This window comes from Paraburkholderia sp. BR10954 (assembly GCF_040965775.1).
Taxonomy (GTDB): Bacteria; Pseudomonadota; Gammaproteobacteria; order Burkholderiales; family Burkholderiaceae; genus Paraburkholderia; species Paraburkholderia youngii.
The window spans coordinates 136,456-161,254 of sequence record NZ_JBFRCK010000010.1; the positions used below are offsets into that span (position 1 = coordinate 136,456).

Genomic DNA, 24,799 nt, shown 5'->3' on the forward strand with positions numbered 1-24,799 from the left:
TACAACGACGACACGAATCTTGCCGAGGTGGATCTTGGGGAACATCGTCGTCAGGTTGGCGCACGCGTCGCTCGCGCGAAGCGTGCGCGCCGCGGCGCTGCTTGCGGCGCTAACTGCCGCGAGCGGCATCGCCTTCCCCCTTCGCGCGAGCGCCGCCGAAATCGCCACCTCCCCCAACGAACGCGCCCCTGCGACGATCGAGCGCGACGTCCATTTGTTCGTGATCCAGAAAGACGGCTCCATCGAGGAACACGACGACACGGTGATGCGCGCGGACACGGCCAGCGGTGTCGACGCAATCGCGCAACGCTACGTGTGGTTCAACAAGGATATCGAGCAGGTGCAACTGCTGGCCGCCGAAACGATCGATCCCGACGGCACCGCGCATGCCGTCGGTCCCGAGGCGATCCGCGACGTGCAGGAGCCGCGTTCGTCCGGTGCGCCGAGCTTCGAGGACGGAGTGTTGCGCACCGTGATCTTCCCCGGCGTCACGAGCGGCTCGCGCGTGCATCTGGCGTTTCGCAAGACCCGCGCGAAGCCGCTGCAGGCGGGCACTTTCGGTTATCTGGTCGAGCCGTCGCTCGAACCCGTCGACGACCAGCGTCTGATCTTCGATCTGCCCGCAGACGTGCCGCTCTACGCGGACGCGCGCGGCTACGTCGCGGTGCCGCCCGTCACCGCGAACGGCCGCACCCGCTACGAGTTCGACTATCGGCACGGCCCCTATCCGCGCGTGGAAGCGGGCGCGGTCGGCTATGCGAACTGGGGCGACCGGCTGATGGTGTCGACGGTAGCGGACTTCGCGAGCTTCGCCGAGCGCTATCGCGGTCCCGCCGATAACGACGCGACCCGCGACGATCCCGCGATCGTCAGTCTTGCTCAGCAACTGACGGCCAGCCTCAGCGATCCGCACGACAAAGCCCGCGCTTTATACGACTGGATGCGTCTGAACATCCGCTACGTCGCGCTTTTCCTCGGCGAGACGGCGGCGATTCCGCACAAGGCGGCCGATATCCTGCGCAACCGCTATGGCGACTGCAAGGACCACGTCGCGCTATACGGTGCGTTGCTCGCGGCGGTCGGCATTCGCAGCGAGCCGGTGCTGCTGAATCTTGGCCCGTACTACACGTTGCCCGAGGTGCCGGGCTACGGCGCGAGCGCGATCAATCACGCGATCATCTGGATTCCCGAGTTGGCGCAATTCGCGGACACGACGGCGGGCGGCACCGCGTTCGGCTATCTGCCTGGCGGCGTGATGGACCGGCCGGTGCTGCTCGTCGACGCCGGCGTGCTCGCGCGCACGCCCGCCACTCAACGGCACGAACGCAACGCGCGCGTGCAGATCGACATCGATGAAAACGGCACCGCGCATTACGCGTACCGCGTCGAAGACCGGGGCTATCCCGCGGAGATCGAACGCAACACGTTCCGACGCGCGACGCGCGAGGGCGCGCAGCAGATTGCCGCGAGCCGTCTGCTGAAAACGGGCTTGCATGGCACCGCGCAGTTGCAGACCGACGACGTCGCCGTGACCGGCGGACCGTTCGCGACGTCGATGCAGGGCAGCGTGCCGCATCTGATCTGGCCAGACGGCACGACCGCCGTGCCGGCGCTGACGAGTCTCGCCGGCGGCATGAACTCACAGGTCGAGGCGTGGCTCGCGGAACCCGTCAGAACGCAGCCGTGGGCATGCATCGGCGGGGAGTTCGATGAAACGCTGGAAATGAGTTTGCCGCGCTTCGTGCACGTGACGGACCTGCCGACCGACAGCACGGTCGAGGACCCGTTGCTCTTATTTGCGTCGCGCTACGTGTTCGATCCGGCGACGCGCACGTTGCAGGTCAACCGGCATCTGCGCGCCGCGTTTGGCCACCAGATGTGTACGGCTAACGAGTTCGCGGCGATTCGCGACGACCTCGTGCGCATCGAGCGCGATCTGGATGCCGAGGTGGTCGTCAGGGCGGCGGCCGCGAGGCAGTAGCGCGCCCCGCGCCGGCCGTTAGCCGGGCAGGGCCGCTACGATTCACTGGACGGCGAACTCAGGTGCCGCTCTTCGTGACGACCGGCACCCATGCGCCGTTCTTCACCTGATACAGCGTCGAGGCGCCGCTCTTCAACGCGCCGGTGTTGTCGAACGAGATCTTGCCGGTCACGCCGTCGTAGTCGATCGACTTGAGCACCGGGCGGTACACGTTCGGCGAGTCGGATTTGGCCTGCTGCATCGCCTTGATCGCGACCCATGCGCCGTCATAGCCGAACGGCGCATACGACAGCACATCCGCGCCGAAGCGCTTCTTGAACTTCGCGTTGAAGTCCTTGCCACCCGGCAGTTGCGCGAGCGGGCGGCCGTATTCCCAGGCCATCGCGCCGTCGGACGCATCGCCGGCGAGCTTGATGAAGTCTTCGTCCATCACTCCGCCGCCGCCGACCAGTTGCGCGTTCAGGCCGAGCTGCTTCATGCGCCGCGCGAAGCCCGCCGCCTGGCTGTCGAGGCCGGCGAAGAACACGAGGTCCGCATTGGCGCCCTTGAACTTGGTGATCTGCGTGCTGAAGTCGACCGCGTGGTTGTCGGTGTAGTCGCGCGCGACGATCGTGCCGCCGTGCGCCTTCACGGCCTTCTCGAACTCGTCGGCTTCGCCCTGGCCGAACGCGGTGCGATCGTCGATGATCGCGATGCGCTTGGCCTTCGTTACCTCGACCGCATAAATGCCTGCGTTGCCGGCGTTCTGCGCATCGGTCGAAATCACCATGAAGGTGTTCGCGAAGCCGCGGCCCGTGATGATCGGATTCGTCGCGGCGGGATCGAGCACCGGAATGCCGGCCTGCTCGTAGACCTGCGAGGCCGGGATCGTCGTGCCCGAGTTGAAGTGGCCGACCACCACCGCGACGCCGGAGTCGACCAGCTTCTGCGCGGCCTGCACGCCGACGCGCGGGTCGGCCTGGTCGTCCTGCGAGACGATCTCGAAGTGTGCGACCTTGTCGCCGATCTTGATCTTCTGTGCGTTGGCCTCGTCGATCGCGAGCCGCACACCGTTTTCCAGATCCTTGCCGTAGCCGGCATTGGCGCCCGTCAGCGGCGCGGCAAAACCGATCTTGACCGGCAGGTCGTCGGCGAAACTGGCAACAGGCGCGACGGCAAACATCGCACCCACGAGCATGGCCAGCGGTTTCAGCGTGTTGCGAAGACTCATGGTCTCTCCTTGCATCGACGGTTGTTATGAAAGCGGTGCGACAAAAGCGATACGACACGTGAGGCCGAGGGAAGCCCTCGCGCATCGCAAGGCTACGAAGGATCGGTCGCCGCTCACAATGCTGGAATACACGCAGTGGCGTTGCGCTTCGCAGCGTGTTCGCGGGTCAATCTGGGGCGAATATAGAAAGCCAAATTGCCGTCGTCTTGGCAATTCGTGGCGTTTTGGATGAGCATTTCGGCATAGCGGGCCGTGTGCGCATCACGTCCACAAGGAGCGTGCGTGAGGCATCCAGGCTGGCTTGCCGCGAGAAGTTCCGCTGCGGCTGCGGATTACGGCATATGCTTAAGAAACCGGCGGAAGCGCGCCGGCCGGTGTTGCGGAGTTAGCGTTGGGGCGGAGAGATTCGAGCCTTTCGCCTAGCGCTCGCCTTGCTGACGCAGCAATTCCTCACGCAGACGCAGGAGCGGCGCCTTCGTGTCTTCGTCGGCCCACGTGTCGAGATCGTCGATGGCGCGCTGGCAGCCGTCGAGCACCACGTCCAGATCGACCGGCACGCCGTTGTTCAGTGCGAATTCGATCGTCTCGGCGAATTGCTGGCACTCGTCCTCGCCGTACGAGATGTCGAGATTGTCGGCGATGATTTCGGCGATGTTGCTGCGTGCCTTGTCGTCGGCCGTCACCATCTCGACGATGCCGCGCGCGACGGCAGGCGAGTAGTAGAGCGCGATATCGAGCCATTGCGCGGGATCGAAGTCGGGCTGGTCGAACTGGTTCTCGAAGTACTCGATCGCTTCCTGTTCGTGCGCTTCGTCAGCGTCGACGCTGATGCACAACTGCTCAAAAAATTCTTCCCGCTCGCTGCGGATATGACCGTCCATCGAATGCCTCGTCTGCTGAATGCCGAATGCTGAAAAATCCCGTGGAATGCGGGCGCAAGCCCCGTTCCACGCGGCACGCATTATAGGACGGCTGCTGGCGCGACGCTGGTGGCGGCGCCCAGCAACGGGTGACTCGCGTCAGTGACCTGAGCTCGACCTAAGCCGTCTCCGCAACCCATGCATCGAACCACTCGCGCGGCTGGGCGATTTCATTTTGCATCGCCACGAGTTCGAGTTCATAGCGCCCGGCCTGCCAGGTCGCCTTGACCACCGCGTTGACCGCGGCGAGCGTGTGCTCGAAGGCCGAGCGGATCGAATCGCCGAGCAGCGTGCGCGCGACGAAGACCGCGCTCGTCAGATCGCCGACGCCGACCGGCTGGCGCGCGAACGGATAGAGCGGGCGCTGTCCCATCCACGCTTCGCGTTCGGTGACGACGAGCATGTTGAAGCGGTCGGCGGGACTGTTGCGATCGAGCAGATGCTTGACGAGCACGAGCTTCGGCCCGCGCGCGAGCACCTCGCGGCACGCGGTGACGGCTTCCTCGAGCGTCTCGATCTCGCGGCCGACGAGGCGCTGCAATTCGATGTGGTTCGGCGCGATCCCGTCGGCGACCTGCGGCATTTCGTTGACGAGGAATTCCTGGATGCCGGGATCGACCTTGTAGCCGCCCATGGCGCCCATCACCGGATCGCAAAAGTACCAGGCGCGGGGATTGGCCGCCTTCACGGCCTTGACGATGTCGATCACCGCCTGCGCCTGTTCCGTCGTGCCGAGATAGCCGGAGAGCACCGCGTCGCAGCGCGGCAGCATGCCGATCGCGCCGATGCTGTCGACGAGATCTTCCATCTTCGATGCGTCGATCGCGCTGCCGCTCCAGTGCCCGTATTGCGTGTGATTCGATAGCTGCACCGTATTGAGCGGCCACACGTTGACGCCGAGCCGGCACATCGGAAACACGGCCGCGCTGTTGCCGGCGTGACCGAACACGACATGGGACTGGATGCTCAGAACGTTTTTCGTCATGGTCAGGCTCGCGCAACCGGTCATGCGCGATCAACAAAGCGGGAAGGGAGTCTCGCGCGGGTGGGCCGATGGCCCCGGCGCCGCGCGGCAGACATGCTTGATACAGATGGTGCAGGAAAAACGCACAAACTGCATAGCCGGCAAGTCAGCAAACGATACAGGAGTTTGACAGCCGCGAGTTGATCCGTCCCCGTGCTGTTGCGCCGAACCATCAAACGCGCCTGAACATTAACGAAATCTGACAGTTTCCCGCGTGGCCGATGCTTCAGACGAGTTCGCGATACAAAGCCAGATAGCGGTCTGCCGAGGCGCCCCAGCCGAAGTCCTGGCGCATTGCGCGCCGCTGCGCGGCTTTCCATTCCGTGCGGCGTCCGTACAGCGCAAATGCGCGGCGGATCGCTGCGGCGAGTCCGGCCGGATCGAAGCGGTCGAATACGAAGCCGGTGGCGAGATCGTCGGCGAGGTTTTCGAGCGATGCGTCGGCGACCGTATCGGCGAGACCGCCGACGCTATGCACGAGCGGCAGCGACCCGTAGGCGAGCGCATAGAGTTGCGTGAGCCCGCACGGCTCGAAGCGTGACGGCACCGCGACCACGTCGCTGCCGGCGATGATCGTATGCGCGAGCGCTTCGTCGAAACCGAGTTCGACCGCGACCGATTCCGGATGCGCCTGCGCGACCATCCTCAGGCCATTCTCGAGCGCCGGATCGCCGGTGCCGAATACGACCAGTTGGCCTCCGCGCTTGACGATCTCGGGCACCGCGCCGAGCAGCAGATCGAGGCCTTTCTGTTCGGTCAGCCGGCTCACCACGCCGAACAGCAGCGCGTCGCTTCGATGCGCGAGGCCGAAGCGCTTTTGCAGCGCTTCCTTGCAGGCGAGCTTGCCGGCCAGCCGCGACGAGCTGAAGCGCGTCGCGAGCAGCGTATCGCTGGCGGGATTCCACACCGTGTAGTCGACGCCGTTCAGAATCCCGCTCAGATCGTGCGCGCGATGGCGCAGCAGCGCATCGAGCCCGCCGCCGTGCGCGAGCGTCTGGATTTCGCGCGCATAGTTCGGGCTGACGGTCGTGATGCGGTCGGCGTAATAGAGCCCCGCCTTCAGGAACGACAGCTGTCCGTAGAATTCGACGCCGTGCATGTTGAAGAAATCGTGCGGCAGGCCGAGCAGGCCGAACTGATGCGCGGGAAAGATCCCCTGGTACGCGAGGTTATGGATCGTGAACACGCTGTGCGCCGGCGCGCGGCCGTGCTCGCGTTCGGCGGCTTTCAGGTAGGCAGGCGCGAGCCCAGCGTGCCAATCGTGCGCGTGGACGATCTGCGGCGACCACGTCGGGTCCATCTGCTGCGCGAGTTGCGCGGCGACCCAGCCGAGCAGCGCGAAACGCTGCGCGTTGTCGCCGTACGGCACGTGTTCGTCGTTCAGATACGGGTTGCCGGGGCGGTCGTACAGCGACGCGGCCCGGATCACGTAGACCGCGAGCCCGTTGGTGGGCAGCGTGCCGCGTTCGAGCGTCACGTTCGGCGCGCCGAAGCGGTTGCCCAGTTGCGCGACCGGTTGAAGATCGTGCAAGCCGGCGAGTACCGCCGGAAAGCCGGGCAGCAGCACGCGCACGTCGGCGCCGCGCTCGATCAGCGCGGACGGCAGCGCACCCGCGACGTCGGCGAGACCGCCCGTTTTGAGAAGGGGATACAGCTCGCTTGCGACGTGCAGGGCGCGAATCGTCATAGACCGGGTCTCTGTCGGGTTGGCAGGGTTGCTCGGGTTGGTCAAAGGTCAGCGGTGTTTGCGGGTGAAGCCGGATGAAGCGAGGAAAGGCATGGCCGGCGGCGCCGTGGCCGCCGGTGCATGCATGCCGCGGGCGCGCTACTTCGGATGCTTGCGCAGCGCTTCCTGCGTGACCAGCACGACGCCATCGTCCGTGCGATAGAAGCGCTCGGCGTCGCGCGCCGGGTCTTCGCCGATCACGGTGCCTTCCGGAATCGTGCAGCCGCGGTCGATCACCACCTTTTGCAGGCGGCAACTCGCGCCGACTGTGACCTGCGGCAGCAAGACTGCCTCATTGATATTACAGAACGAACTCACTTTCACGTTCGACGACAGCACCGAGCGCGAAATCTGCGAGCCCGAGATCACGCAGCCGCCGCAGACGAGCAGGTTGTTGCCCGAACCCTGCAGCCCCTTCATGTCGCGTACGAACTTCGCAGGCGGCAACTGCTCCTGGTAGGTCCAGATCGGCCACGACTCGTCGTACAGGTCGAGGGTCGGGATCGTCGAGGCGAGGTCGAGGTTCGCGGCCCAGTACGCGTCGATCGTGCCGACGTCGCGCCAGTACGGCTCGACGCTCGGGTCCGACGACACGCACGACATGCTGAATGGATGCGCGATCGCCACGCCCTGGGTGACCACGCGCGGCAGGATGTCCTTGCCGAAGTCGTGGTCGGTATCGATCGCGGCGATGTTCTCCTCGAGCTGCTTGTAGAGGTAGTCGGCGTTGAACACGTAGATGCCCATGCTCGCGAGCGCCGTGTCGGGACGGCCGGGTATCGCGGGCGGGTCGGCCGGTTTTTCGACGAAGCCGGTCACGCGGCGGTTTTCGTCGACCGCCATCACGCCGAACGCGACCGCGTCCATGCGCGGCACCTCGATGCAGCCGACCGTGCAGTCGGCGCCGCTGTCCGCGTGATCGGCGATCATGCGCGTGTAGTCCATCTTGTAGATGTGGTCGCCCGCGAGCACGACCACATACTTCGGACGGATCGAGCGGATGATGTCGAGGTTCTGGAACACCGCGTCGGCGGTGCCGCGATACCAGTGCGCGCCTTCGACGCGCTGCTGCGCGGGCCACAGATCGATGAACTCGCCCATCTCGCCGCGCAGGAAGCTCCAGCCGCGCTGCAGATGCCGCAGCAGCGAATGCGCCTTGTACTGCGTGACCACCGCGATGCGGCGGATGCCGGAATTCAGGCAATTGGAAAGCGCAAAGTCGATGATCCGGTATTTGCCGCCGAAGTGCACCGCCGGCTTCACACGCTTGTTCGTCAGCGGCCCGAGCCGGGTGCCGCGTCCGCCGGCGAGGACGATCGCCAGGGTAGTGCGCTGTAAGTCGTTCAGCCGTGCCGGAGTATTCATATTTGTCTCCTGTCGATCGGCGCGAGCCCTTCAGCACTCACGCCGACCTCATGCAAGATGGTTGCCTGATTGGTATACCCCCGGGAATGATCTGGCCGCGTCCTCTCCGCTGATGATTTGGGCTGCCTGGCAGTCGTACCGCATTGCCGTTCTTTGCTGCCTGTTTTTCGCGAGTCGGTTTGTCAGTTCTAGCACCGATTGGACTCGAGTGAATAAATGTTTATTGCGGGGGCCGCGTGGCCGACCATCCTGTAACGATCGCCTGTTATGGCGCATTTTTCGGTGCGGCGCAGCACATTGGCCACGAGGTCGTGTCCGGACGAGGCTCGAGCACGGCGGCGCAATATGCATGCCACAGCGGTGCTGCTGCGTGCCGTGTCCGCGCTGCGCGACTGGCGCCAGAGTTCGGCGGTGCATCGTAGAATCGTGCGCTCCACGCCTCGTGCATCCCTGTTGCGTTTTTTCCAGACCATGCCGATGAATCTTCGCCACCCATTCCTGCTTGCCCTGTCGAGTGTCTGCGCCTGTGCCGTGCTGGGCGCCGCGTCTGTTGCCGTGGCCGCCACGCCGGCGAGCGAGGCGAGCCCGGGCGCCGCGAGCGCCGCGGCCGCGTCTTCACTGGACGATTCCGGCCCGGCCTACGGTCCGGAACTGCAGGGCTTCAGCTATCCAGCGCCGGTCGAGCGCTTCGAATTCACGTCGCAGGGGGTGCCTTTGCAGATGGCCTACCTGGACGTGAAGCCCGCGCATGCGAACGGCCGCACCGTGGTGTTGCTGCACGGCAAGAATTTTTGTTCTGCGACATGGGATACGACGATTCGCCGGCTAAGTGACGCCGGCTATCGCGTGATCGCACCGGATCAGATCGGTTTTTGCAAATCGAGCAAGCCCGAGCATTACCAGTACAGCTTCCAGCAGCTCGCGCGCAATACGCATGCGCTGCTCGAGTCGCTCGGCATCAGCGACGTGACGGTGGTCGGCCATTCGACGGGCGGCATGCTCGCGGTTCGCTATGGGCTGATGTATCCGCGTGAAACGCAGCAGCTGGTGCTGGTGAACCCGATTGGACTCGAGGACTGGAAGGCGAAGGGCGTGCCGTCGCTATCGGTCGACCAATGGTATCAGCGTGAGCTGAAGTCCAGCGCCGACGGTATTCGCCGCTACGAACAGGCGACCTACTACGCGGGGCAATGGCGCGCGGACTATGAACCGTGGGTGCAGATGCTCGCGGGCATGTATCGCGGGCCGGGCAAGCAGATCGTTGCGTGGAATTCCGCGCTGCTGGATGACATGATTTACACGCAGCCGGTTTTCTATGAACTGGGGCAACTCAGCATGCCGACGCTGCTGCTGATCGGTCAGAAGGACACGACCGCGATCGGCAAGGATGCCGCGCCGCCCGAAGTGCGCGCGAAGCTCGGCCATTATCCGGAACTGGGCCGCGCGGCCGCGAAGGCAATTCCGCACGCGACGCTCGTGGAGTTTGCAGAGCTTGGGCACGCGCCGCAGATGCAAGATCCGGACGCGTTTCATAAGGCGCTGCTCGATGGACTCGCGGCGGTACAGACCGATCGTTGAGCGTCAAACCGGCTTGCTGTCCCGCTACCGTACTCCTGCGTCCTACATCGCCAGGCGAAACTTCCTGGCAGCTACTTTATAGTTTTTCGCGGATTTCCAGGGAGGACGCTGGCGGACAGGCTGTAGTCGGACATGAAGCGTCACTCGCCTCCTCCGTCGGGCGGACATCCAGACGTCGCATCCGCACTGCGAACGGTCATCGACCGCCGCCGAGAACACACTGCCCGTCGAGCAGTTTCGCGTCGATTTCAGGCGCGTCAGGGGACCCCATAAGAGAAGCGGCCACTAACGCCGAGTCAAGTAGGCGCAAAAAGCAGAGGTATCGGCATGCGCCCGCAAGTCCAGCAGCTATTCTTCAGACGCTACGACTAACGCAGTTAAGGTCGGCTCTGCAGATCGTCGTCGGCCATCCCGCGCCCCACGCGGAAAGGGGGCTGTATGTCGCGTCCAAAGCTAACTCGGAGCGCGCGACGCGCACTTCATCGTGGGCAGTCAGACGGGCGCTTGTGGCTCGCCATCGGTATTTCTGTCACCGGGCTGTTCTTTGTCCATGCGACGCTCGCAGGGGGCGTCCTTCCACAAGGCGGCACTTACGTGGCCGGCGCGGGCACCATAGCCAGCCAGGGGAATGGTCTCTTGATCACGCAACCGGGTTCGACGCGCGGCGTGATCGACTGGAACAGTTTCTCGATCGGCAGGCACAACAGCGTGACGTTCGAGAACGGCGCCGGCGCGACGCTGAACCGGGTGACGGGTGGCTCGCCCTCGGCCATTCTCGGCAGGCTCAGTGCAACGGGGAGCCTCTATGTGATCAATCCGCAGGGCATCGTCGTGGGGTCTTCGGGCGTAATCACAACGGGCGGACGTTTCGTCGCGTCGACGCTGGACATCTGCAACGACGCGTTTATGCGGGACAGCGGCTCGCTCACGCTGTCGGGCAACTCGAACGCAGCCGTGATCAATCTCGGCAGGATCAGTTCGAGCGGCGGCGATGTGTTGCTGATTGCGCGAGACGCAGTCATCAACGCCGGCACCGTGGCGGCGCCCAACGGCACGGCGGAACTGGCCGCAGGCGGGCAGGTGCTGCTGCACGACTCGGCGAGCAGCCGGCAGGTGTTCGTGCAGACGGGCAGTCAGGGCACGGTCGTCAACAAGGGGAGGATAACGGCCGCACAGGTCAGCCTGCAGGCCGCCGATGGGAACGTGTATGCGCTCGCAGGCGGCGGCACGCGCATCCGCGCGACGGGCACGGCGAATCGTGACGGCCACGTGTGGCTCGTCGCCGACAGAGGTCGGGTCGAGCAGTCGGGCCTGATCTCGGCCACCAACGCGGACGGCAGCGGCGGCACGGTCGACACTGACGCGGCGCAACTGGCGTTCGGCGCCAAGGCCGCCGTCCACGCCGGCGAATGGAATCTGTCGACCCCCGCGTTCACGATCGATCAATCCGCTGCTCGCGCACTGCGCCGCAGCCTGAATGCGGACACATCTGTAGATGTCACCACGACAGGCGCGATGGGCGCAACGGGCGACCTCGGCGTCGCGTCGAGCCTGCGCTGGCAGGGTCCCGCTTCGCTGACGCTTGGCGCATACCGCGATGTCTCGGTCGCGAACGGCACGACGATGGGAAACAACGGTACGGGTAATCTGACCTTGCGCGCCGACGCATCAGGCATCGACAACGGCGGCAGCGTGACCAACGCTGGGACCATCGACTGGTCGAAGAGTACGGGCATCGTCAGCACGCTCTACGACATGAACGGTAGCTACAGCCCCGGCACGCTCATCGCCAATGCGGCCTGGAGCGCGCCGCTCTACAGCGGGCTCGTGACGCAGATAACCGGCTACCAGCTCGTCAATTCGGTCGCAGACCTGCAGAACATCGTTAACAATCTCGCAGGCAGCTACGCGCTTGGCAAAAACATCGACGCGAGCAACGCAGCTTTCACCACGCTTGGCTTCTATCCCCATTTCGGCTCCGATCCGGGGACGCCGTTCACCGGCCAGTTCGACGGTAGATTCAATATGATCTCGCATCTGTCCCCGAGTGAGGACGCGGTATTTGCAGATATCGGCTCAACGGGTGTCGTCCGCAATCTGAAACTGGAAGAGAATGTTACGGCGGACGAGCCCTTCACCACCGGCGCCGGGATGTTGGCGGCCGCCAGTCACGGCACGATTGCGAATGTCTTCACGTCCGGGTCAATAGTCGCGACCTCCAGTGATTCCGGAGACGCGTTCGCGGGCCTCGTCGGCACTAACTACGGTCTGGTCGCCCGCTCGGGAAGTAATGCCACGGTCACCGCCGACGGTACTGCCGCCGGACTCGTCCTCACGAATCCGGGTGCCATCGCCGAGTCGTACTCGACAGGGCCGGTCACCAGTTTCGCGACGCACGGCGGCGCGGGAGGACTGATCGCAGCGGGCAACGGCACGATCACGCAGTCGTACGCGTCCGGCCCCGTGCATTCGTTGGCCGGCTTCATCGGCGGCATTTGCATAGGCTGCGCGCCTGATAACGATGTCTATTGGAACGTGGAGACAACCGGGCAAAATTCGAGCGGCGGCAATTTGCCCCCGGCAAACGGGCTCACGTCCGCGCAGATGAGCAATCCAGCCAGCTTTGTGGGCTGGGACTTCAGCCCGAACGGCCCGTGGGTGATGCCGAGCGGGGCCACGCAACCGGTTCTGCGCTGGCAGGTCACCGCGCAGTGAATGTTGCTGCCCCGGCGCGCGCCGGGGCACCTTAGGCTCTCTTTCGATAAGTTTGAAGAGCCTCGCAAGCGCAGACGGTCGCCTACCATCGACCGGATGATTACCGCGCTCAGCGTGGACTGGTGGGAGACCACGCGAGGACTATTCTTCAGACACGGCGACTCACGCGTCTCCGGTCGGCTCTGCGGGTCGCTGGCGGCCATTCCGCATGCATGCGGAAAGGAGGCTGTATGTCACGTCCGGAACTGCCTCGGCCCCCGCGACGCGCACTGCGTCGACAGCAGTCGCGCAGACACATCTGGCTCGCCATCGGCGTTTCGCTGACTGGACTGTCCCTGACACCCGTGGCGCTCGCGGCGGGTGTCCTTCCGCACGGCGGCACATACGTCGCCGGCGCGGGCACGATAGCCAGTCAGGGGAATGGTCTCGTGATCACGCAACCAGGTTCGACGCGCGGCGTGATCGACTGGAACAGTTTCTCGATCGGCAGGCACAACAGCGTGACGTTCGACAACGGTTCGGGCGCGACGCTGAACCGGGTGACGGGTGGCTCGCCCTCGGCCATTCTCGGCAGGCTCAGTGCAACGGGGAGCCTCTATGTGATCAATCCGCAGGGCATCGTCGTGGGGTCTTCGGGCGTAATCGCAACGGGCGGACGTTTCGTCGCGTCGACGCTGGACATCTGCAACGACGCGTTTATGCGGGACAGCGGCTCGCTCACGCTGTCGGGCAACTCGAACGCAGCCGTGATCAATCTCGGCAGGATCAGTTCGAGCGGCGGCGATGTGTTGCTGATTGCGCGAGACGCAGTCATCAACGCCGGCACCGTGGCGGCGCCCAACGGCACGGCGGAACTGGCCGCCGGTGGCGACGTGCTGTTGCACGACTCGGCGAGCAGCCGGCAGGTGTTCGTGCAGACGGGCAGTCAGGGCACGGTCGTCAACAAGGGGCAAATAACGGCCGCACAGGTCAGCCTGCAGGCCGCCGATGGGAACGTGTATGCGCTCGCAGGCGGCGGCACGCGCATCCGCGCGACGGGCACGGCGAATCGTGAAGGCCACGTGTGGCTCGTCGCCGACAGAGGTCGGGTCGAGCAGTCGGGCCTGATCACGGCCACCAACGCGGACGGCAGCGGCGGCACGGTCGACACTGACGCGGCGCAACTGGCGTTCGGCGCCAAGGCCGCCGTCCACGCCGGCGAATGGAATCTGTCGACCCCCGCGTTCACGATCGATCAATCCGCTGCTCGCGCACTGCGCCGCAGCCTGAATGCGGACACATCTGTAGATGTCACCACGACAGGCGCGATGGGCGCGACGGGCGACATCGACATCGCATCGAACCTGAGCTGGCGCGGCCCCGCTTCGCTGACGCTCGACGCGTACCGCAACGTGTCGGTCGCGAGCGGCGCGACGGTTGCGAACAACGGCGCGGGCAATCTGACCTTGCGCGCCGACGCAACCGGCATCAATAACGGCGGCAGCGTCGCGAACAATGGCACGCTCGACTGGTCGAAAAGCACCGGTGCGCTGAGCGCTTTCTACGACATGAACGGCACCTACGTTGCCGGTAACCAGTTGAACAACCCGGCGTGGACAGCCCCCGCATTCACTGGCCTCGTTACGCAGATCACCCCGTACAGGCTGGTCAACTCCCTGACCGACCTGACGAACGTCGCCAACGATCCCACCGGCAATTACGCGCTCGGCAGGAACATCGATGCGAGCGCGACGAGCAACAGCCCCTTCGTTCCAATCGGCAACATCAGCACACCGTTCACGGGGCAATTCGACGGACAAGACAATACGATCAGCTCGCTAACGCTCGGGCCGTTGGTGGTTTATCCGTTCTTCCAGGTGATGGGCCTGTTCGGCGTGATCGGCACCGAGGGCGTCGTACGCAACCTCAACATTGCGGGTACGGCGATCAAGGCTCCCAACCCGGCGGCGACTGTCGATATGGGCTTGCTGGCCGGCATGAACAACGGCACGGTCTTGCGGGTGAACACGTCCGGCACGGTTCTTGACGGCGGATCTGGCTCAAGCTCTGTACCCGACACCTCGGGAGCCGGTGGGCTGGTGGGCTTCAACGCCGACGCCGGCTCGATCCTGCGTTCTTCGAGCAGCGCCGCCGTGACCGGCGGGTATGTGCTCGGTGGTCTGGTGGGCACGAATAGCGGCCTGATCAGCCAGTCGTTCGCCACGGGTCCTGTCATATCGTCGGGTTATTTCGCTTACGGTGGTGGCGGCCTCGTCAGCACTAACAGTGGCACGATCAGCCAGTCTTATGCTACCGGCTCTACGATGTTTGCGGGCTTGTGCGCAGGGGCTCCCGGTGCGCCATGCGGCGGGGCCGCTCTCGTCGTTTTTAACTTACGAACGATCACCCAGTCATTCGCGACCGGTCCGGTGAGCCAGCCGGAGTATGGACCGACCGGCATCGCGCGGACCAATGGAGGCGCGATTACGAACGATGTGTATTGGAACAGCGACACCACGGGCGCCACAATCGGCGTCGTATACGGTACGCCGATTCCCGCGGCGAACGGGCTGACCATCACTCAGATGAGCACGCCGACATCGTTCGTGGGGTACGACTTCAGCCCGACGGGGGTGTGGGCGATGCCTGCTGGCGCGACGCATCCGGTGCTCCGCTGGCAACTGGCGCAATGAGACACGCGGAGTTCCCTAGAAGTCCGCGAACAACCATTTTGCTGCCTCCGGCACAACTGAATTGCGCTCAACCCTTTATCGGATAAGGATTTGGACGGCGTCGGCGAAAAGTTTATGGCGCCATCAGTTGCACGCAGCCGGTTTTCTATGAACTGGGGCAACTCAGCATGCCGACGCTGCTGCTGATCGGTCAGAAGGACACGACCGCGATCGGCAAGGATGACGCGCCGCCCGAAGTGCGCGAAGCTCGGCCATTATCCTGAACTGGGCCGCGCGGCCGCGAAGGCGATTCCGCACGCGACGCTCGTGGAGTTTGCGGCGCTCGGTCACGCACCGCAGATGCAGGACCCGGATACGTTTGACAAGGCGCTGTTGGACGGGTTGGCCGCGGTGCCGACGAACCGCTGAGGGTTCGAGCGGATTTTTGTCCCGTGTCCATGACGATCTCCCAAAAAGGAAGCAGCCCGATCAGCGTAAGCCAATCGGGCTATTCCGGTCAGGCTGACCGCCCTGACCGAGGGCACGTCAGCGCACGCGCATAGCGCCGCGGCCACGGGAGCCGCGATATCACTTCCGTATCGAAGTTCACGCGACGCTGACGGCCGCGCGAGCGCGCATCAATAGCCGCCGCTGCTGGTGGCGCCGCTGCTGCTCCCCGACGAGCCCATGTCGCCGCCCGTGGACTGGCACGCGGCCAACGGTAACGATGCGACTCCTAGCGCGATGATCACGGATACGGCCGATAACAGTCTTGATACTTTCATGTAGAACTCTCCTGCACGGCCAACGCGACTGACTTGCCGCGCGGCCACGCGTTGAGCCGGGGAGTCGCGGATCGCTAGCGGCAAGTCCCGCGACGCCGGCGGCGGTTACAAAAAAGGACAGGCAAACCTTCTGCAAAACGGGCAAGCAACCGCTGTGCGCGGCCGACGATTCCGTTTCGCGGTTCCACGGCTACGCGCTCGTTCACGCGACGCCTAATCTACGAACGCCAACGGCTCGCCTTTATTCCACCGCAATGGGTTATTTGTGACACGTATCGCGTCGGGATACTTGCCTTCAATGCGGCACGGACCTTGCGCAAGCCCCCCCGCGACCGTTTGCCGGCCCTAACATTGACAGGTGCAAGGAATATGGATGTAGACGCGATCAATGCAAACCTCACCGATCCTGGAGTCCGCGTTGACCTGTCCGCACTGCGGGTGCCTGCGTCTACTTCTATGAATGCCCGCGGTGCAAAGCCTTGCTTGCTCCGAAGTCCGGCGACTGCTGCGTCTTCTGTTCGTATGGCTCGGTCAAGTGCCCGTCCGTGCAAGAGGCCGGTGCGTGCTGTGCGAAATCTGTCACTCGAGCCGGGCCATGAGCCGAGGCGAGCGCAGGCATCGAAACAAGGCTTGGCCTGAATAATCGGCTAACTCTCGACCGAAGTGGCGGGATGCATGTCGAGCCTCGCGTTGGCGTCCCTTTTGAGTGGCACCGCCGCCAGCACCGATGCAAGTACCATCAGACCTCCGCCAAACCATGCCGAGGTCGAAACGTGCTCCCCGAGCCATACGTAGGCGAATAGCGCACCGAACGCGGGCTCGCTGCCCATCAGCAAAGCGACTCGCGTCGGGTTACTGCGCTTGACGGCAAAATTCTGTGCGAAAAATGCGAACAACGTACAGGCGAGCACGAGGTAAGCAATGCTCGCCCAGAAGTCACTGTGCCCATTGAGCGACGGCAGCGCCTGCCAATGCTGTGACGGCAACACGAACGCCACCAGCACACTGCCCAGTGCAACGACGCCTGCCTGGACCGCCGTTACCGACAGCGGGGCAAGATTCGATTCGCGCATCACGCGCTTGGTCACGCACACCATCAGCGCGCGCAGCAATGCCGCAAGAAGAATCAGCGCATCGCCTGCGGTCGGAATGATCGCGCCTCCGCTGACGAACGCGGCGCCCGTCAGCGACAAAGCCACGGCAATCCATTCGCCACTCGACGGCTTTCGTCGCAGCAACACCCATTCGACCAGCGGCGTCAGCGCGACACACAGACTGATAAGGAACGCCGCATTCGACGCGCGTGTGTGCGCGATCCCGAACGTCTCGGCCAGGAAGATGCTGAGCAGGATTGCGCTGGAACCGAGCGCGCCCAGCAAGGCGGACGCTTTAACGTGTCGAAGCGGGCGCAACGCAGGCGACAACACGACGAACGTTAGTCCGAAGCGCAACGCCAGCAGACCGAGCACCGGATAGATCGCGAGCGCGCCTTTAACGACCCCATAACTCGTGCCCCACACCATCGCGACCGCAAGCAGCATCAGGTCGGATATCCATAACGCGCTCTTTTGCTTCGACATGACGGACCTTGTGTTTTCACTCGCACGGTCCGAATTGTCCGGTATTGCGCCCAAAACTATAATCCATGGCGGCGGAACATCTTTTATGTTTGAAATGCACGAATGTCCAAGGCAGTCCGAGGATCGCGATGAATCCGAATGAGCTTTTTGCGTTGCTACCCGACATGGCGATGTTTGCGAGGGTCGTCGACGCCGGCAACTTCTCCATCGCCGCGCGGCAACTGGGCAGTACACCGTCGACAGTCAGTCGGCAGATCAAACGCCTCGAGGATGCGTTGGGCACACGCCTGCTCGAGCGCTCGACCCGTAGCATCCGGTTGACGGATTCGGGCGCGCAGATTTACCGGTACTGCCGGGATATGGTCGGCGCGGCCTCGGGCGCCGTCGACGTCGCTGGACAAGGGGCGGGTGATCCGCGAGGCAAGGTCAGCATCAGTGCGCCGATTTCATATGCGAGATCTGTCATCCATCCGCTTGTTCCGGAGTTTCTGCGCATGTGGCCCGACGTGGATGTCCATCTGGTCTTCGCCGACCACGACGTCGATCCGCTGCGTGACGATGTCGATCTGGTGATCCGGCTCACGCGTTCGCCTCCGCCGGGTCTTGCTGCCCGGCGACTCGGCGCGGTCAAATGGGTTCTGTGCGCGTCGCCTGCTTATCTGGCGGAGCGGGGGACGCCGGCCGAGCCGCGCGACCTTGCGCGGCATTTATGCATTTATCTGGGAGAGACGGTCGACGACAATCGATGGCATTTCCGCCGCGACTCCGAAACACGGATGGTCGAAGTGAAGGGGCGCTACGTTGCCAATGATACGAGTGCGCGATTGGATGCCGCGCTGCATGGCCTGGGCATTGCGAGCTTGCCCGATTTTGTCGCTGCGCAGGCGATTTCCGCGGGCGACATCGTCCAGGTGCTGAGCGACTGGGAGTTCGAGGCACGTCCCTATATGGGCCCGGTTTGGCTGCTTTATCCGCCGAATCGATTTTTGCCGTCTCGAGCACGTGCGTTGATCGATTACCTGGTGAGTCATCTGCACGACAGGTGACGAGCGCTTGGGCGCGACCATCACTTGGCCAAACGAAGTCGGAAAATCGCTGACATGGCCTCGTTTTCCTGCTCGTACACGGTACTTCGGGCCTGCCTGCGTCACTGTCCGCCTGTCACTCATGTGCGTTGCCATTTCCGTCAGATCATCTAGTCTTTTTGCTGTTCGAAAGCGAGGTGGTACCCGACGTCGCGATTTTGAATTCATCCATTGAAAGGAAATCACCCATGGACTTGAACCTGACAGGCAAACTCGCACTGGTGAGCGGCAGCACAGCCGGCATCGGTCTCGCTATCGCCAGCACGTTGGCGCAGGAGGGCGCTCGTGTAATCGTGAACGGCCGCTTGCAGTCATCCGTGGATGAGGTAGTCGCGCAGCTCAAAGCGCAGACGGGCGGCGACGTGCAGGGATTTGCCGGCGATCTCAGTACCGCCGCTTCAGCAGAAGAACTCGCGCGACGCTACCCCGGCGTGGAAATTCTGGTCAACAACCTCGGCATCTTCGAGCCCAAGCCGTTTGAAGAGATACCCGACGCGGACTGGCAGCGGTTCTTCGATGTCAACGTGTTGAGCGGGGTACGCCTCGCTCGCCTGTATCTGCCTGCGATGAGGCAGGCCAACTGGGGGCGCATCATTTTCATTTCGAGCGAAAGCGCGGTGCAGATCCCAGCTGAAATGATCCACTACGGGATGACGAAAACCGCGCAGCTGGCGGTCGCGCGCGGACTCGCCGAAGCCGTTGCCGGCACCGGCATTACGGTCAATAGCGTGCTGCCGGGGCCAACGAAATCGCGGGGAGTGGGAGAATTCGTGGAGACCCTTGCCAAGGCCGACGGCAAAACGTTCGAAGCGTTCGAAAAAGAGTTCTTCGAGAAGGTCCGTCCCACTTCGCTGATCAAGCGATTTGGTTCGCCGCAGGAAGTCGCGTCGCTGGTGGCCTATATCGCGAGTCCGCTTTCGTCGGCCACCACGGGAGCTGCGTTGCGGGCCGACGGGGGCGTTGTGAAGAGCGCCTTCTAGAGCCACGCCGGCGCCGGGGCCGGCTTCTCCTGGGACTGGTCCAACTCAGTGCAAAAGACAAGGGCGGCTCGCCATGAGCCGCCCTTTTTTCGTGCGTGGCCGTGTCGGCCGATCGGTTCGCGAAGCGTTTATTCGACCGCCATCAATTCATCGCGCACCTCGGCGCCGATCTCGAACGAGCGCAGCCGCGCTTCGTGATCGTAAATCTGCGCGGTCAGCATCAACTCGTTCGCGCCGGTCTGCTCGATGATCGATTGCAGACCTTCGCGGATCGCGTCGCGATCGCCGAGCACCGTGCACGCGAGCGCTCGCGCGACGTTGTTCAGCTCCATCTCCGATGCGTCGAGCCGCTCGACCGGCGGCTGCAATTGCCCCGGCGTGCCGCGCCGCAGATTGATGAACTGCTGCTGCAGCGACGTAAAGAGGCGCGCGGCTTCGTCGTTCGTGTCGGCGGCGAACAGATTGACGCCGACCATCGCATACGGTTTCGCCAGCGTCGCGGACGGCCGGAACTGCGAGCGATACACCTGTAGCGCGCTCATCATGTAATCGGGCGCGAAGTGCGACGCGAACGCGAACGGCAGCCCGAGCGCCGCGGCCAGTTGCGCGCTGTACAGCGACGAGCCGAGCAGCCACAGCGGCACATTCAGGCCCGCGCCCGGCACCGCGCGAATGCGCTGGCCCGCGACCGGTTCGGCAAAGTAGCGTTGCAATTCGACGACATCGTCGGGGAAGGTTTCGGCGCTCGCCTGCAGGTCGCGGCGCAGCGCGCGGGCGGTGGTCTGATCGGTGCCGGGCGCGCGGCCAAGGCCGAGATCGATCCGGCCCGGATACAGCGACGCGAGCGTGCCGAACTGTTCGGCGATCACGAGCGGCGCATGGTTCGGCAGCATGATGCCGCCGGAGCCGACACGAATCGTCTTCGTGCCGCCGGCCACGTAGCCGATCACGACCGAGGTCGCCGCGCTCGCGATGCCGGTCATGTTGTGATGCTCGGCGAGCCAGTAACGCTTGTAATTCAGTTTTTCCGCGTGCTGCGCGAGTGACAGTGTGTTCCTGAACGCATCAGCGGGCGTGGCACCCGCGGTGACCGGCGAAAGATCGAGAACCGAGAAGGGGATCATTGTCTATTCATAGCGATGGGCGGCGCTTTCGCGCGATGGGGCATTGTGGCAAAGCGGCGGCTTTTCTGCTGGCGGCGCGGCGATGTCCCTGACGGCCGAAGGGTCGCCAGCGCTGGTGAGGCGCGACGAGCCGCGACGAGAGGCGATGCGTGGCGCGGAAATTGCGCTTGCGTAGCGTGTTCGCGCGGCGGTGCTTCGCATTCGCAGTGCGGTCGAATAAGCAATCCCACGAGTGACCGTGCGCCGATCGGAATTCGAGTGTACGGTTTAAGTATTCGGTACGGTGACGCGACGCGTCGCCCGAAATCTGGAATGTAGCGAAGGAGTTCCCGATCCCATGAATGTCGTCAAAGAGTTTCGTACCCGGTCGTTCCAGGACGTGTGCCACGCATTGCTCGACCGCGAGGAGATCGCGCTCGTCGACGTGCGTGAGGAAGATCCGCACGCGCGCAGTCATCCGTTGTTCGCCGCCAATCTGCCACTGTCGCGGCTCGAACTCGATGCGCCGCTGCGGCTGCCGCGCCTCGCCGTGCCGATCGTCGTGTTCGATGCCGGCGAAGGGCTCGCGAGGCGCGCGGCCGAGCGCCTCGACGAGCTCGGCTATAGCAACGTCGCATTGCTCGAGGGCGGTCTGCAGGGCTGGCGCGAAGCGGGCGGCGAGTTGTTCAAGGATGTCAACGTGCCGAGCAAGGCGTTCGGCGAACTGGTCGAAAGCGTGCGTCATACGCCGTCGCTGTCCGCGCAGCAGGTGCAGGCGCTGCTCGATCGCGAGGCCGATGTCGTGGTGCTCGACGCGCGTCGCTTCGACGAGTTTCAGACCATGAACATCCCCGGCAGCATCAGCGTGCCGGGCGCGGAGCTGGTGTTGCGCGCGCGGCAGCTCGCGCCGGATCCGGCCACGCGCATCATCGTCAATTGCGCGGGACGCACGCGAAGCATCATCGGCGCGCAGTCGCTGATCAACGCGGGCGTACCCAATCCGGTGGCCGCGCTGCGCAACGGCACGATGGGCTGGACGCTCGCCGGCCAGCCGCTCGCGCATGGCAGCACGCGGCGCGTCGAAGGCGCGGTCGACGACGTATCCCGTCTCGCGGCGGCCGACGGCGCGCGCGCGCTTGCCGACCGGGCGCGCGTGCGTCGCACCTCGCGCGACGAAGCGCGCCGCTGGGCCGACGAGGCGGTGCGCACCGTGTATCGCTTCGATGTGCGCACGCCCGAGGAATACGAGGCGGGCCACGTGCCCGGCTTTCGCAGCGCGCCTGGCGGCCAGCTCGTGCAGGAAACCGACCTGTTCGTGACGGTGCGCGGCGCGCGTGTGATCCTCGCGGACAGCGACGGCGTGCGCGCGAACATGACCGCATCGTGGCTCGCCCAGATGAACATCGAGGTGTTCGTGGTCGACGGCCTGACGGCGGGCGATTTCGCCGAGAAGGGCGTGGCGCCGCTTGCGCGCAACGCGGTCACACCACCCGACGTCGACGACATCGAGCCGGCCGAGCTTGCGGCGCTGCTGCAGTCGCCGGGAACCGTCGTGCTCGACTTCACGAGCAGCACGAATTATCTGAAGCGGCACATTCCGGGCGCATGGTTCGTGATCCGCAGCCAGCTCGCCGACGCGCTGCGCACGCTGCCCGATGCGAAGCGCTATGTGGTGACGTGCGGCAGCGACGTGCTCGCGCGCTTCGTCGCACCGGAACTCGCCGCGGCGACCGAGCGGCCGGTGCAGGTGCTGCGCGGCGGCACGCGCGCGTGGATCGACGCGGGCTTGCCGGTAGAGTCGGGCGGCACGCGGATGGCGTCGCCGCGGATCGATCGTTATCAGCGGCCATATGAGGGCACGGAGAACGCGCGCGAAGCGATGAGCGCGTATCTGGAGTGGGAGCATGGGCTCGTCGTGCAACTGGCGCGCGACGGCACGCACGGCTTCCGGGTGATTTGAAGGGGCCGGCCTGCCGGAGGCCGGCTATCCAGGGGCCGGCCAGCCTGCGCCCCTTTCGCACCGCGCGAATCTTCTGCCAATTCGGTGTAAACGCGCTCTCGTCGAAAGCCTCCGATGCGTTTAGATTATCGGCATCTGGAAGGCTTATCGAGGGACCAGGGCGGCCGTAAAAGGCAGCGGTTTGTCATTCGGCGATGGCGCAAGGTGAGTAGCCAAGGTTGCTCATCGCTTCGTCTGGATCAGGCCGCTGCGCGTCGTCCGCGGTGCTTCGCGCAAGGCGGCTGATGAGCCGCCGTCACTTCCGGTTGATCGTATCGACCGACATGGCGACGCTGCACTCAGCGTCGCCTTTTTGCTTCTGGCTTGCCCATTTCGAACGATCCCAGCCGATCTTTTAGCGCTGCGCGCAACACGTTGCGTGCGTAGCCGCACTCGTCGCGCCTGCGTTGCTCGCGGTTTTCTCCGCGCGCGGTTATCCTTGTAGTACACACTACAGACCGGCCATGCGCAGCAACTTTAGATGCCGCGCATCCGGACAGGAATCGAAGTGAGCCTCAAACCGCTGGGCGTCACGCTGCTAATAGCGTGCGTTGCGCTGACCGGCTGCGACCAACAGCAGAGCGATCAAGCCGTGCAAAAACTCAAGGACTTCTTCAACGCGGTCAAACCGGACGCGTTGTTGCTCAAGAACATGACGCCGGGTGTCACGACCGAAGCGCAAGTTCTCGCGCAGATGGGCAAGCCCGAAACCACCCGCACCTTCACCGACGGCTCGAAGCGCTTCGAGTATCCGCGCGGCCCGCAAGGCCTCACCACCTACATGGTCGACATCGATCGCGACGGCAAGCTGCAGGCGATTACGCAGGTGCTCACCGCGGACAACTTCGCGAAAATCCGCTCCGGCATGACCGAGGACGAGGTGCGTCGATTGCTTGGTAAGCCGGGAGAGGTCGCGGTGTTTCCGCTGAAGCCGGAAACCGTGTGGAGCTGGAAATGGCGCGAGCGCGGCGTGACCGAGGAAGGCATCTTCAACGTTCACTTCGACCGGAACGAGAGGGTGTACACCACGTCACGCTCGGACGTGATCCGTGGGCGATAGGTGGGAAGAATGTCGAATAGAAGACGGCCGGACAAGCGGGCCGAAAGAGCGGGGTAGGCATGATACGTCGACGTCGATACAGCCGGATCGGGCTGGTGTTGGGGGGCGGCGCCGCGCGCGGCTGGGCGCATATCGGCGCGATTCGCGCGCTGCAAGACGCGGGAATCAAGCCCGACGTCGTTTGCGGCACGTCGATCGGCGCGCTGGTCGGCGCGGTCTATGCGAACGGCGATCTCGACTGGCTCGAGGAGTGGGTGTCGCGTCTCACGTGGCAGACCGTGGTGCGGCTGCTCGATCTGCGCATCTCGGGCGGCCTGCTCGGCGGGCGCAAGGTGATCCAGCTATTCGCCGACAAATTCGCCGGCCGCTCGATCGCGCAACTGAACATGCCGTTCGCGGCAGTCGCGACCGAGCTCGACACGGGCCGCGAAATCTGGCTGCAGGACGGCAGCACGGTCGACTCGGTGCGCGCGTCGATTGCGATTCCGGGCATCTTCACGCCGGTGTGGCACAACGGCGTGTGGCTCGTCGACGGTGGGCTGTGCAACCCGGTGCCGGTGTCGGTCGCGCGCGGCATGCGCGCGGACTGCGTGATCGCGATCGATCTGAACAACGACATCCTGAACGGCCGCGACTTCGGCGGCCCGGTCATCGAAACGCCCGCGCTCGATCCCACCGCGCCGCCGCCGGTCGCGCTGCGCCGCAACGGCAAGCCGTGGCCGCGCTGGTTGGCGCCAGCCGAAGCGAGCGCCACCGACGACGTGCGCGTGCCGCCGAAGCCGAGCGCGCACGTGCCGTCGATGTTGAGCTCGATCGCGCAAAGCATCGACATCATGCAGGTGCGCATCACGCGCAGCCGGCTCGCGGGCGAACCGGCCGATATCCTGATCCAGCCGCGTCTGGGCGGCATGGGCATCTTCGATTTTCATCGCGCGGCGCCGGCCATCGAGGAGGGGCGCGCGGCGGTCGAACACATGCTGCCGGCGATTCGCGCTCGGCTCGCGCTCGAATGAGCGGCTTGTTCGTCGCCGCGGCCT

Annotated in this window: 17 protein-coding genes and 2 pseudogenes; 11 read left to right on the forward strand and 8 right to left on the reverse strand. The window is 64.5% G+C overall.

Annotation, left to right across the window (positions count from 1 at the left end; all coding sequences use genetic code 11):
* The first annotated feature begins 34 nt into the window (after positions 1–34).
* Entirely contained in the window at positions 35–1,981 is a 1,947-nt protein-coding gene (locus AB4Y34_RS16820) for a DUF3857 domain-containing transglutaminase family protein (RefSeq protein ID WP_368716668.1), read from the forward strand.
* Positions 1,982–2,039: 58 nt separating this feature from the next.
* Here the strand turns inward: AB4Y34_RS16820 and AB4Y34_RS16825 are convergent, their stop codons facing one another.
* The 5 genes from AB4Y34_RS16825 to glgC all read right to left on the reverse strand — a co-directional run bounded on the left by AB4Y34_RS16825 (position 2,040) and on the right by glgC (position 8,226).
* Positions 2,040–3,191, reverse strand: a complete 1,152-nt coding sequence (locus tag AB4Y34_RS16825) for a branched-chain amino acid ABC transporter substrate-binding protein (RefSeq protein WP_176378048.1) — start codon at positions 3,189–3,191, stop codon at positions 2,040–2,042.
* A gap of 419 nt (positions 3,192–3,610) precedes the next feature.
* Complete coding sequence (locus tag AB4Y34_RS16830; protein WP_176108976.1) at positions 3,611–4,072, reverse strand: hypothetical protein; 462 nt, start codon at positions 4,070–4,072, stop codon at positions 3,611–3,613.
* Between the two features lie 157 nt (positions 4,073–4,229).
* The gene (gene pdxY / locus AB4Y34_RS16835; RefSeq protein ID WP_176108975.1) at positions 4,230–5,096 is read right to left on the reverse strand and encodes a pyridoxal kinase PdxY; all 867 of its coding nucleotides are present in this window, start codon (positions 5,094–5,096) and stop codon (positions 4,230–4,232) included.
* 265 nt (positions 5,097–5,361) lie between these two features.
* On the reverse strand, positions 5,362–6,822 hold the full coding sequence (gene glgA / locus AB4Y34_RS16840; RefSeq protein WP_368716669.1) for a glycogen synthase GlgA: 1,461 nt from the start codon (positions 6,820–6,822) through the stop codon (positions 5,362–5,364).
* A 138-nt stretch (positions 6,823–6,960) separates the two neighbouring features.
* Complete coding sequence (gene glgC, locus AB4Y34_RS16845) at positions 6,961–8,226, reverse strand: glucose-1-phosphate adenylyltransferase (RefSeq protein WP_176378046.1); 1,266 nt, start codon at positions 8,224–8,226, stop codon at positions 6,961–6,963.
* A 477-nt stretch (positions 8,227–8,703) separates the two neighbouring features.
* Here glgC and AB4Y34_RS16850 point away from each other — a divergent pair, with 477 nt between their 5' ends.
* From AB4Y34_RS16850 to AB4Y34_RS16865, 4 genes and pseudogenes are all read left to right on the forward strand, one after another.
* Complete coding sequence (locus AB4Y34_RS16850) at positions 8,704–9,804, forward strand: alpha/beta fold hydrolase (protein ID WP_368716697.1); 1,101 nt, start codon at positions 8,704–8,706, stop codon at positions 9,802–9,804.
* Between the two features lie 438 nt (positions 9,805–10,242).
* Positions 10,243–12,519 carry a filamentous hemagglutinin N-terminal domain-containing protein gene (locus AB4Y34_RS16855; protein ID WP_368716670.1) on the forward strand — a complete coding sequence of 759 codons (2,277 nt, stop codon included), beginning with the start codon at positions 10,243–10,245 and terminating at the stop codon, positions 12,517–12,519.
* Between the two features lie 230 nt (positions 12,520–12,749).
* Entirely contained in the window at positions 12,750–15,191 is a 2,442-nt protein-coding gene (locus AB4Y34_RS16860; RefSeq protein WP_368716671.1) for a filamentous hemagglutinin N-terminal domain-containing protein, read from the forward strand.
* A 131-nt stretch (positions 15,192–15,322) separates the two neighbouring features.
* Positions 15,323–15,599 (forward strand): annotated as a pseudogene (locus AB4Y34_RS16865) (alpha/beta fold hydrolase); the annotation flags it as partial.
* Positions 15,600–15,808: 209 nt separating this feature from the next.
* Here AB4Y34_RS16865 and AB4Y34_RS16870 read toward each other — a convergent pair.
* Positions 15,809–15,955 carry a hypothetical protein gene (locus tag AB4Y34_RS16870; RefSeq protein WP_176378044.1) on the reverse strand — a complete coding sequence of 49 codons (147 nt, stop codon included), beginning with the start codon at positions 15,953–15,955 and terminating at the stop codon, positions 15,809–15,811.
* A gap of 388 nt (positions 15,956–16,343) precedes the next feature.
* Between AB4Y34_RS16870 and AB4Y34_RS16875 the strand changes: the two are divergent.
* Positions 16,344–16,554, forward strand: a pseudogene (locus AB4Y34_RS16875) (GDCCVxC domain-containing (seleno)protein).
* A 48-nt stretch (positions 16,555–16,602) separates the two neighbouring features.
* Here AB4Y34_RS16875 and AB4Y34_RS16880 read toward each other — a convergent pair.
* Positions 16,603–17,535, reverse strand: a complete 933-nt coding sequence (locus AB4Y34_RS16880) for a DMT family transporter (protein ID WP_368716672.1) — start codon at positions 17,533–17,535, stop codon at positions 16,603–16,605.
* A 128-nt stretch (positions 17,536–17,663) separates the two neighbouring features.
* On the opposite strand from AB4Y34_RS16880, the gene AB4Y34_RS16885 reads away from it, so the two are divergent.
* Positions 17,664–18,581 (forward strand): LysR family transcriptional regulator, encoded by a 918-nt coding sequence (locus tag AB4Y34_RS16885; RefSeq protein ID WP_176378042.1) that lies wholly within the window; start codon positions 17,664–17,666, stop codon positions 18,579–18,581.
* A gap of 227 nt (positions 18,582–18,808) precedes the next feature.
* Positions 18,809–19,600, forward strand: a complete 792-nt coding sequence (locus AB4Y34_RS16890; RefSeq protein WP_368716698.1) for an SDR family NAD(P)-dependent oxidoreductase — start codon at positions 18,809–18,811, stop codon at positions 19,598–19,600.
* Between the two features lie 128 nt (positions 19,601–19,728).
* On the opposite strand, the gene AB4Y34_RS16895 is transcribed toward AB4Y34_RS16890, so the two are convergent.
* Entirely contained in the window at positions 19,729–20,724 is a 996-nt protein-coding gene (locus AB4Y34_RS16895) for an LLM class flavin-dependent oxidoreductase (RefSeq protein WP_176108966.1), read from the reverse strand.
* A gap of 337 nt (positions 20,725–21,061) precedes the next feature.
* Between AB4Y34_RS16895 and AB4Y34_RS16900 the strand changes: the two genes are divergently transcribed.
* The 3 genes from AB4Y34_RS16900 to AB4Y34_RS16910 all read left to right on the forward strand — a co-directional run bounded on the left by AB4Y34_RS16900 (position 21,062) and on the right by AB4Y34_RS16910 (position 24,775).
* Positions 21,062–22,663 (forward strand): rhodanese-related sulfurtransferase, encoded by a 1,602-nt coding sequence (locus AB4Y34_RS16900; RefSeq protein ID WP_368716673.1) that lies wholly within the window; start codon positions 21,062–21,064, stop codon positions 22,661–22,663.
* A 547-nt stretch (positions 22,664–23,210) separates the two neighbouring features.
* Positions 23,211–23,762, forward strand: coding sequence for an outer membrane protein assembly factor BamE (gene bamE, locus AB4Y34_RS16905; protein ID WP_176378039.1), 552 nt, complete (start codon positions 23,211–23,213; stop codon positions 23,760–23,762).
* A gap of 59 nt (positions 23,763–23,821) precedes the next feature.
* Positions 23,822–24,775, forward strand: a complete 954-nt coding sequence (locus tag AB4Y34_RS16910; protein WP_176120083.1) for a patatin-like phospholipase family protein — start codon at positions 23,822–23,824, stop codon at positions 24,773–24,775.
* Positions 24,776–24,799 lie beyond the last annotated feature (24 nt).

Excerpts from the sequence above, each read along its gene's own strand:
- AB4Y34_RS16870 (WP_176378044.1), bottom strand. The coding sequence starts at position 15,955 with ATGAAAGTATCAAGACTGTTATCGGCCGTATCCGTGATCATCGCGCTA.
- AB4Y34_RS16885 (WP_176378042.1), top strand. The coding sequence starts at position 17,664 with ATGAATCCGAATGAGCTTTTTGCGTTGCTACCCGACATGGCGATGTTT.
- AB4Y34_RS16855 (WP_368716670.1), top strand. The coding sequence starts at position 10,243 with ATGTCGCGTCCAAAGCTAACTCGGAGCGCGCGACGCGCACTTCATCGT.
- AB4Y34_RS16890 (WP_368716698.1), top strand. The coding sequence starts at position 18,809 with ATGGACTTGAACCTGACAGGCAAACTCGCACTGGTGAGCGGCAGCACA.
- AB4Y34_RS16830 (WP_176108976.1), bottom strand. The coding sequence starts at position 4,072 with ATGGACGGTCATATCCGCAGCGAGCGGGAAGAATTTTTTGAGCAGTTG.
- AB4Y34_RS16825 (WP_176378048.1), bottom strand. The coding sequence starts at position 3,191 with ATGAGTCTTCGCAACACGCTGAAACCGCTGGCCATGCTCGTGGGTGCG.
- glgA (WP_368716669.1), bottom strand. The coding sequence starts at position 6,822 with ATGACGATTCGCGCCCTGCACGTCGCAAGCGAGCTGTATCCCCTTCTC.
- AB4Y34_RS16900 (WP_368716673.1), top strand. The coding sequence starts at position 21,062 with ATGAATGTCGTCAAAGAGTTTCGTACCCGGTCGTTCCAGGACGTGTGC.
- AB4Y34_RS16860 (WP_368716671.1), top strand. The coding sequence starts at position 12,750 with ATGTCACGTCCGGAACTGCCTCGGCCCCCGCGACGCGCACTGCGTCGA.
- pdxY (WP_176108975.1), bottom strand. The coding sequence starts at position 5,096 with ATGACGAAAAACGTTCTGAGCATCCAGTCCCATGTCGTGTTCGGTCAC.
- glgC (WP_176378046.1), bottom strand. The coding sequence starts at position 8,226 with ATGAATACTCCGGCACGGCTGAACGACTTACAGCGCACTACCCTGGCG.
- AB4Y34_RS16895 (WP_176108966.1), bottom strand. The coding sequence starts at position 20,724 with ATGATCCCCTTCTCGGTTCTCGATCTTTCGCCGGTCACCGCGGGTGCC.
- AB4Y34_RS16880 (WP_368716672.1), bottom strand. The coding sequence starts at position 17,535 with ATGTCGAAGCAAAAGAGCGCGTTATGGATATCCGACCTGATGCTGCTT.
- AB4Y34_RS16850 (WP_368716697.1), top strand. The coding sequence starts at position 8,704 with ATGAATCTTCGCCACCCATTCCTGCTTGCCCTGTCGAGTGTCTGCGCC.
- AB4Y34_RS16910 (WP_176120083.1), top strand. The coding sequence starts at position 23,822 with ATGATACGTCGACGTCGATACAGCCGGATCGGGCTGGTGTTGGGGGGC.